Origin of the sequence: Luteitalea sp. (assembly GCF_044337415.1) — a bacterium.
Classification (GTDB): domain Bacteria; phylum Acidobacteriota; class Vicinamibacteria; order Vicinamibacterales; family Vicinamibacteraceae; genus Luteitalea.
This window is the reverse complement of record NZ_JBIINP010000186.1, coordinates 1-7,607: the sequence shown is the minus strand read 5'-3', so window position 1 is coordinate 7,607 and position 7,607 is coordinate 1. Positions and strand designations below refer to the sequence as shown.

The 7,607-nt window shown below is 69.1% G+C and carries 9 protein-coding genes; 7 read left to right on the top strand and 2 right to left on the bottom strand.

Annotation, left to right across the window (positions count from 1 at the left end; translation table 11 throughout):
• The first annotated feature begins 62 nt into the window (after positions 1–62).
• The 5 genes from ACIRDX_RS18470 to ACIRDX_RS18450 are packed head-to-tail and all read left to right on the top strand — an operon-like array spanning position 63 to position 4,758.
• Positions 63–695: a site-2 protease family protein gene (locus tag ACIRDX_RS18470; RefSeq protein WP_396626909.1), complete on the top strand. Its 633-nt coding sequence runs from the start codon at positions 63–65 to the stop codon at positions 693–695.
• The gene (gene trpS / locus ACIRDX_RS18465) at positions 692–1,681 is read left to right on the top strand and encodes a tryptophan--tRNA ligase (RefSeq protein WP_396626908.1); all 990 of its coding nucleotides are present in this window, start codon (positions 692–694) and stop codon (positions 1,679–1,681) included. The genes ACIRDX_RS18470 and trpS overlap by 4 nt, the downstream gene beginning before the upstream one ends.
• The gene (locus tag ACIRDX_RS18460; RefSeq protein ID WP_396626907.1) at positions 1,681–2,601 is read left to right on the top strand and encodes a segregation and condensation protein A; all 921 of its coding nucleotides are present in this window, start codon (positions 1,681–1,683) and stop codon (positions 2,599–2,601) included. Before trpS ends, ACIRDX_RS18460 begins: the two co-directional genes overlap by 1 nt.
• Positions 2,598–3,794: an SMC-Scp complex subunit ScpB gene (scpB, locus tag ACIRDX_RS18455; RefSeq protein WP_396626906.1), complete on the top strand. Its 1,197-nt coding sequence runs from the start codon at positions 2,598–2,600 to the stop codon at positions 3,792–3,794. Before ACIRDX_RS18460 ends, scpB begins: the two co-directional genes overlap by 4 nt.
• 4 nt (positions 3,795–3,798) lie before the next feature.
• Positions 3,799–4,758, top strand: coding sequence for a pseudouridine synthase (locus ACIRDX_RS18450; protein ID WP_396626905.1), 960 nt, complete (start codon positions 3,799–3,801; stop codon positions 4,756–4,758).
• Positions 4,759–4,878: 120 nt separating this feature from the next.
• Here the strand turns inward: ACIRDX_RS18450 and ACIRDX_RS18445 are convergent, their stop codons facing one another.
• Positions 4,879–5,265 carry a hypothetical protein gene (locus ACIRDX_RS18445; RefSeq protein WP_396626904.1) on the bottom strand — a complete coding sequence of 129 codons (387 nt, stop codon included), beginning with the start codon at positions 5,263–5,265 and terminating at the stop codon, positions 4,879–4,881.
• 404 nt (positions 5,266–5,669) lie between these two features.
• Here ACIRDX_RS18445 and ACIRDX_RS18440 point away from each other — a divergent pair, with 404 nt between their 5' ends.
• On the top strand, positions 5,670–5,831 hold the full coding sequence (locus tag ACIRDX_RS18440) for a DUF3309 family protein (RefSeq protein WP_396626903.1): 162 nt from the start codon (positions 5,670–5,672) through the stop codon (positions 5,829–5,831).
• Positions 5,832–5,844: 13 nt separating this feature from the next.
• Positions 5,845–6,072, top strand: a complete 228-nt coding sequence (locus tag ACIRDX_RS18435; protein ID WP_396626902.1) for a hypothetical protein — start codon at positions 5,845–5,847, stop codon at positions 6,070–6,072.
• Between the two features lie 302 nt (positions 6,073–6,374).
• On the opposite strand, the gene ACIRDX_RS18430 is transcribed toward ACIRDX_RS18435, so the two are convergent.
• A complete protein-coding gene (locus tag ACIRDX_RS18430) occupies positions 6,375–7,535 on the bottom strand; it encodes an alpha/beta hydrolase family protein (RefSeq protein ID WP_396626901.1) in 1,161 nt (386 codons plus the stop codon).
• Positions 7,536–7,607: the final 72 nt, after the last annotated feature.

Below are 7,607 nucleotides of genomic sequence, written 5' to 3'. Positions count from 1 at the left end.
CCGGTACCCGGTACCCGGTACCCGCCCCTGAGCCTCTGTTACCCTATCTGTCTTTGCCTGCCGTGGAAATCGGTTCAATAGTCCTCGCGTTCATCGGGCTGCTGCTGGCCCTCACCGTGCACGAAGCCGCGCACGCCTGGGCCGCCTTCCAGCTGGGCGACCCCACGGCGAAGCTGCAGGGGCGCCTGTCGCTGAACCCCGCGGTGCACATCGACCCCATCGGGACGGTCGCGCTGCCGCTCCTTGCGTTCGCGACCGGGGCGCCGATCATCGGCTGGGCCAAGCCCGTGCCGGTCGACGGCCGGTATCTGAAGCACTTCCGCCGCGACTTCATGTGGATTGCGCTGGCCGGGCCGGCCAGCAACCTGCTGCTCGCGGTGCTGGCGAGCTTCGTCCTGCGTGGCCTGCCGCTGCTCCCGATGTCGGTGGGCAGCATCGCGCTCGTGGAGCCGCTGTTCGAGTTCGCGTCGCGGTTCTTCCTCGTGAACGTCCTGCTGGCCTGCTTCAACATGATCCCGGTGCCGCCGCTCGACGGCAGCAATGTGGTGGCCGCCTTGCTGCCGCCGCGGCTGGCCTACCAGTGGGATCAGATCCGCCAGTACGGCATCTTCATCCTCTACGGCCTGATGCTCACCGGTGTCCTCGGACGCCTCATCGGGCCGCCTTCGCGCTTCATCGCCGGATTGCTGTTGTGACCAAGCGTGTGGTGTCGGGCATGCGCCCGACCGGCAAGTTGCATCTCGGGCACCTCGTAGGCGCCCTGCGGAACTGGGCCGAGTTGCAGGCCCAGTACGACTGCTTCTACTTCGCGGCCGACTGGCACGCGCTGACGACCGACTACGCCGACACCCGCCGCATCCAGGCCAGCGTCGTCGACAACGTGATCGACTGGATCGCGGCGGGGGTCGACCCGGAGAAGGCGACGATCTTCGTGCAGTCGCTCGTCCCCGAGCACGCCGAGCTGCACCTGCTCCTGTCGATGATGATCCCGATCCCCTGGCTGGAGCGGGTGCCGACGTACAAGGAGCAGCAGGAGCAGCTCACCGAGAAGGACCTGACCACCTACGGGTTCCTCGGCTATCCGCTGCTGCAGACGGCCGACGTGATCATCTACGACGCGCATTTCGTGCCCGTCGGCGAGGACCAGGTCGCGCACCTCGAGCTGTCGCGCGAGGTGGTGCGTCGCGTGCACCACATGCACGGGCAGATCTTCGTGGAGCCGCAGGCGATCCTGACGAACTTCCCGCGCCTTCCGGGCCTCGACAACCGGAAGATGAGCAAGAGCTACCAGAACACCATCGACCTCTCGGACAGCCCCGAGGCCGTCGAGCAGAAGGTCCGCCAGATGTACACGGACCCCAAGCGCGTGCGCGCCGACATCCCGGGCACCGTCGAGGGCAACCCGGTGTTCATCTACCACGACGCCTTCAACCCTGATCGCGACGAGGTCGAGGACCTGAAGACGCGCTACCGCGAGGGCCGTGTCGGCGACGTCGAGGTGAAGAAGAAGCTCGCCAAGGCCGTCAACGCGACGCTCGAGCCGCTCCGCGAACGCCGTGCCGCCCTCGAGGCGCACCCCGAGCGCGTGCGCGAGATCATCCACGAAGGCAGCCGCAAGGCTCGGACGATCGCGATGGAGACGATGCAGCGCGTGCGCGAGGCGTTGCACCTGGCGTACTGATGGCCACGACCACGCCGCCCGACTCCGGTCAGGGCACGGTCGACCCTGCGAAGGGCGCTGCCGTCGAGGCGCCGCAATGGCGGACTGCCGCGGCCGAGGGCAGGGGGGACTTCGAGTCGGGACTCGAGCGCTTTCCCGTCACGCTCGAGGTGTTCCAGGGGCCCCTCGACCTCCTGCTGCACCTGATCAAGAAGCACGAACTCGACATCTACGACATCCCGATCGCGCTCATCACCAGGCAGTACCTGGACTACATCGGGCTGATGGAGGAGATGCAGCTCGACGTCGCGGGGGACTTCCTCGTGATGGCGGCGACGCTGATCCACATCAAGTCGCGCAGCCTGCTGCCGCGTCCCGCGCCCGAGCAGGAGGATCCCGAGGAGGATCCGCGCGAGGCGCTCGTGCGTCGCCTGGTCGAGCACCAGAAGTTCAAGGCGGCCGCCGAACTCCTGCACGACAAGGAGACGGTCCGCAGCGCGCAGTGGGCGCGCCCCGACGAGCGCATCGCCGCGCTGGCCGGCGAGGGGCTCGACAAGGAACCCGAGCTCGAGGTCGATCTCTTCAGCCTGATGACGGCCTTCAAGGCTGTCGTCGATCGCGCGAAGCAGCGGCCGCAGGTCTACCTGCCGATGGAGCAGATGTCCATCGAGCAGCGCATCGAGCAGTTGATGCGCCGGCTCGAGGGCGTCGAGGCCATGGGCTTCGAGGACCTGTTCGAGGACGTGGCGAGGCGCGGCGACCTGATCGTCACCTTCCTCGCCGTGCTGGAGATGATTCGCCTCAAGGTGCTCCGCGTGTTCCAGAGCGGCACCGGCGGGCCCATCCGCGTGTACAAGCGCGACCGGCCTGCCGAGGCCCCGCGGCCCATCGAGTACCACGAACCCGGACGGCCGCAAGGCACGCCCGAACCGCAGTCATGAGCGACGAGCACACACCCGACGTCACCGCCGACGCCGAAGTCGACCCCAACGCCGAAGCCGCGCCGGACGCGCCTGCAGCGGAGGCGCCCGCGCCGGACGGTACGGCGAAGGGCCGCCGCGGCCGTACCCGTGTCGGCAAGCCTGCGCCGACACCCGCGAACGACGAGGCCCCTGCCGCGGCCGACGAGGCTGCCGCCGATGCGCCGACGCCAGACGCCGCCGAGGTCGAGCCCACGTCCGGGGCCGCCGCCGCGGCCGTCGTCGATGCCTCGACGAGCGACGGCCTGTCGGGCGACCTCAGGGATCCCGAGCTCTTCGATCCGGCCGAGGTGGCCAACGCGCCGCGCGCGCCGCACCCGCTCAAGCCGGTGGTCGAGGCGCTGATCTTCGCGTCGCCGGAGCCGCTCACGCTCAAGGCCATGGGGCGACTCCTCGAGGAGCACTCCAAGGAGGAGATCGAGGCGGCGCTCGCCGAGGTCCGCGAGACGTACCTCAAGTCCGACGGCCTGCAGCTGGTGGAAGTCGCCGGCGGGTTCCAGATCGTCACGCGGCCCGAGTTGTACGAGTGGGTGCGGCGCCTGTTCAAGGAGCGCACCACGTCGAAGCTCTCGGTGCAAGCGCTCGAGACGCTCGCCGTCATCGCCTACAAGCAGCCGGTCACCTCGGGCGAGATCGCCGAGATCCGCGGCGTGAGCGCCACGACCGGCGTGCTCAACACGCTGCTCGACCGCAAGCTGGTGAAGATCGTCGGCCGCAAGCAGGTGGTCGGCCGGCCGTTCATGTACGGCACCACGCGCGAGTTCCTCGACAAGTTCGGCCTGCGCGACCTGGCGGACCTGCCGAAGGTCGAGGACATGTCCGAGGCGCTCGGCTTCGACCTGCCGTCGCCGGTGGACGAGGACGACGGCGTCACGCTGCCGTTCGACGAATCGGGCCCCGTCGAGCCGCTGCTGTTCGAGGAAGCGGAACTGCAGCCGATCGCGACGGCCGCGTCGCCCGACACCGCCGCGCCGCCCGTCGTCGCCGAGCCGGACTTCGTCGCCGTGGGACCCGAGGCCGACCTCGACGGTGCGGTACTCGACGCGGATACGTCGACCGACGAGCCTGCAGACGAGGCCAGTGCCGAGGGTAGGGCCGGCTCTCCGAGCCCGGCCGCCCCGGCCACCGACGACGGCCCCAACGAGGAACACTGACGCCATGCCACTCGAACGCCTGCAGAAGATCCTCTCGGCCGCGGGCGTGGCATCGCGCCGCGTCGCCGAGTCGTTGATCAGCGACGGCCGCGTCAAGGTGAACGGCCAGGTTGCGAGCGAGCTCGGCGCCAAGGCCGATCCCGACGTCGACCACATCGCGGTCGATGGCCGTCGGCTACACACGACCGTGCCGCGGCGGTACATCCTGCTGTACAAGCCGGTGCACTACGTGACCACGCGGTCGGACCCGCAGCGCCGGCCAACGGTGATCACGCTGCTCGGGCAGGCGGGGCAGGGCCTCTACCCGGTGGGACGCCTCGACTTCGACTCCGAGGGGCTCATCCTGCTCACCAACGACGGCGACCTCGCCGACCGGCTCACGCACCCGCGCCATGAGGTGCCACGGACCTACGAGGTGCGCGTGTTCGGCGTGCCGACGTCGGAGACCGTGCGCCGCCTCGAGTCGGGCGTGCCGCTCGACGGCCGTCGCACGGCGCGTGCCCACGTGCGCGTGATCGAGTCGTTCACCAAGAAGTCCGGCGAGCAGTCGGTGATCGAGATCGTGATCCACGAGGGCCGCAACCGGCAGGTGCGCCGCATGTGCCAGGCCGTGGGACTCCCGGTGATCACGCTCGCGCGGACGAAGATCGGTTCGCTGACCGATCGTCGCCTCAAGCCCGGCATGTACCGGGAGCTCCGCCCGGTCGAGGTGCAGCAACTGCGCGTGGAGTGCGGCCTCGACGCGATGCCGGCGCAGCCGACGTCGCATCACACGTCGGAGCCACAGGCCGGCGTGAAGTTCGGCCACGCGCCGACGCCCAGCCACGTGAAGCGCACCGTGGGCGGGCAACTGCGCGTGACGAAGAAGGCGGCGAAGAAGCGGGTCACCAAGAAGGTGACGCTCAAGGAGTACGCCCGCGCCATCGCCCCCAAGCGCGGGCCCCGCAAGCGCACGAAGCAGTAGAGCTGCGGAATGCCGCGATGCTGCGATGCCGGGAATGTCGCAGTGGGCAGCCTTGGTCGGGCATCGCCGCACGCGACGTCATCCCTACGCATCGGCTCGCCGCGAGACTCACCCGTGGCATCACCGGGCGATTGAGAAGTGCTCGCGCACCTTCGCCGCGATCTGGCCGTCGGTGAGCACGCCCGCCGCTTCCAGCTCGACCCTGCAGCGGTCGTGGGACCGGGTGCGCACGAAGCGTTCGAGGAGTTCCCGCTTCGCTTCGCCCGGGCCGAGGATCAGCAGGCCATCGGGCGCCTTCACCTGGGTCAGAACCTCGTCGTAGTAGCGCGCGAGGTCGTGGCTCCGGCGCTCCTCGTACTTCTTCTCGCCGCCCCCATCCTGCTGGCCCCCGAAGTGCGGGTGCGCGGCGACGTCGGAGTCGAGCGTGTCGGTGGTCACGCGCCCGTCGACGGCGTGCACGATGACGGCCTTCTTGTGATCGATCCAGATGCCCACGTGGTCGCGCATGGAGCCCTCGCTCTCGGGTCGCCCTGTCGGCGTCCGGCCCTCGCGCATCCCGGCAGTGACTGACCGGGCCGCGAGCCGTGACCTCGCCATCGAGACGACGATCACGATCACTGCAAGCCCTGCGCCTTCGGCATGGTCCCTGATGAGGGGCGATTGGCGGGGTTCCGGCCACGCCACGCGCCCGCGCACTAACCTTGTGTGTGATTTTCGTTGAATGCAGCGGAATAGTTCACGCCACACGTGCCATGGTGAAGAACCCTGCCGTGATCGCGCTGAACGAGTCAGGCACGGCCCTTGCCTCTTCTGCTGTCGGACGCGAGCCATGCAGCCGTGCCACTCCTGGCATCCTCCGGGCCTGGTGCAGGAGGCTGCTCGCGCCACGTCGAAGGACGACCGGAGTCGTCATGTCCACGCTGCTGATCATCGTGCTCCTCGTCCTGCTCCTCGGTGGTGGTGGTGCCTTCTACGGTCCGCGTGCCGGCTGGGGTGGCGCGCACTATGGCGGGCTGTTCGGGCTCGTCGTGGTCGTCCTGCTGGTGCTGTTGCTCACCGGCAATCTCCACTGAGAGGAGGCCAGACATGAACGCGTTCAAACTCGCAGCGGTCGCGCTGATCGTGGCCGGCACTCTGGCCCTGGCCTACGGCAGCTTCAGCTACACCAGCGACACCCACGAGGCGAAGCTCGGCCCGCTCGAGCTGTCGCTCGAGGAGCGCAAGACGGTGAACATCCCTGTCTGGGCTGGCATCGGGGCCGTGGTCTTCGGCGGGGGACTTCTCCTGCTGGGACTCAAGGGGAAGACGGCATAGCGAAGAATGCCGCGATGCTGCGATGCCGGGAATGTCGCAGTGGGCAGGCGTCGTCTGGCATCGCCGCACGCGACATTCCGCAGGGAGGCGTCGGCCTTGCAGACTCGCCGATGTGCGCTTCTGGCGCACGGCGGCGCACCAGCCAACAGGCACAGCGCTGACGCGAGCGCCAACGCACACGCGCGACGGGTGAGCATCACGGGTGAGCGACTTTCTCCCTTCTTGCTTCTACCCTTCGTCTTCTGCCTTCTGCCTTCGCCTTGCGGCATTCCCGGCATCGCGGCATCGCAGCATTTCCAGTGTCACCACGGGAGCTCCGCCCAGGCGCGCACCATCGTCACGAGTTCTGCGACCGTCGGCGTACGTGCGACCTCGGCGTGGCTCATCAGTGACGTCACGAACATCCGCACCGGCGTGCCCTTCGACCGCAGGTACTCGGCGAGTGCCGGCGCCTCGCTGTCGGGGATCACGTCGTCGCCCTGGGCGTGCATCACGAACACCGGCGCCGTCGGCGCGGGTGACGAGGCGGGGGAGAGCTCGGCTTCTCGGCCCCAGCGATCGAGGAAGGGGAGCAATCGCGCGCCGAGGCCGAGGGCGTCGCGCTCGTTCACGAGATGCATGAACGCGCGGGCCTCAGGGGCGAGGCCCGTTTCCATGTCGCGGGCCTTCTGGAACTCGATCGCGGCCTGCGGCTTGTCGAACATGTCGACGTGCGAGGCGTGCAGGAACTGGTGCACGGCGGCACGTAGCGGCGCCACCTGGTCGGCCGGGACGACGTCCTCGGCCAGGTTCGTGAGCAGGATCACGGCGCCGTACTCGTGGGGCGGGTGCATGCGGCCATCCGGCTGCCTGCCCGTGCACAGGTAGGTCATCACGCCAGGCAGCCGTGCGTGACCGCCGACGGAGAACACGAAGCCGACGCGGTCGCGCAGGGCCGGGCGGCCGGCGGCGATGATGGACAGGCCGCCGGCGAAGGAGATGCCGAGCAGGCCGATGCGTGTGTCGGCATCCTGCGGTACCTCCGGCGCCGCCAGCATCGCCAGCGCGGCGTCCTCGATGTCGTCGGTCAGGCGGGTGGTGACGAGGTACTCCTTCAGGTCGGGCAACTGCGGCGTGATGACCGGCGTGCCCGACTTTGCCAGGGTCTCGGCGAACGCGATCAGCCGGGGTTCGTCGATGCCGAGCGCATGGACGCCGCCGGTCAGCAGGATGGGCCGCGTGCGCACCGTGGCCGGCCGGTAGAGGCGGGCCACCCGGGCGCCGTGGCGTCCCGTGAACGAGAGCATCTGCGTCTCGACGGTCGTCACCTGCCATCCGCCGACATGGGCGCCCACGACGCCGGGGACCTTGCCCATGCGCACCAGCAGCGACATCGCGCGACCGTATCGACTTTGCGACAGGGCGACCCAGGCGACCACCACGAGGACGAGGACGGCCAGCAGCGACAGCAGGGCAATGCGCACGCAGGCATTGTAGAAAACTCGCCGCGCGCCGCAGGCGCAGATCGGCGAGTCTGCAATGCTGCGATGCCGGGA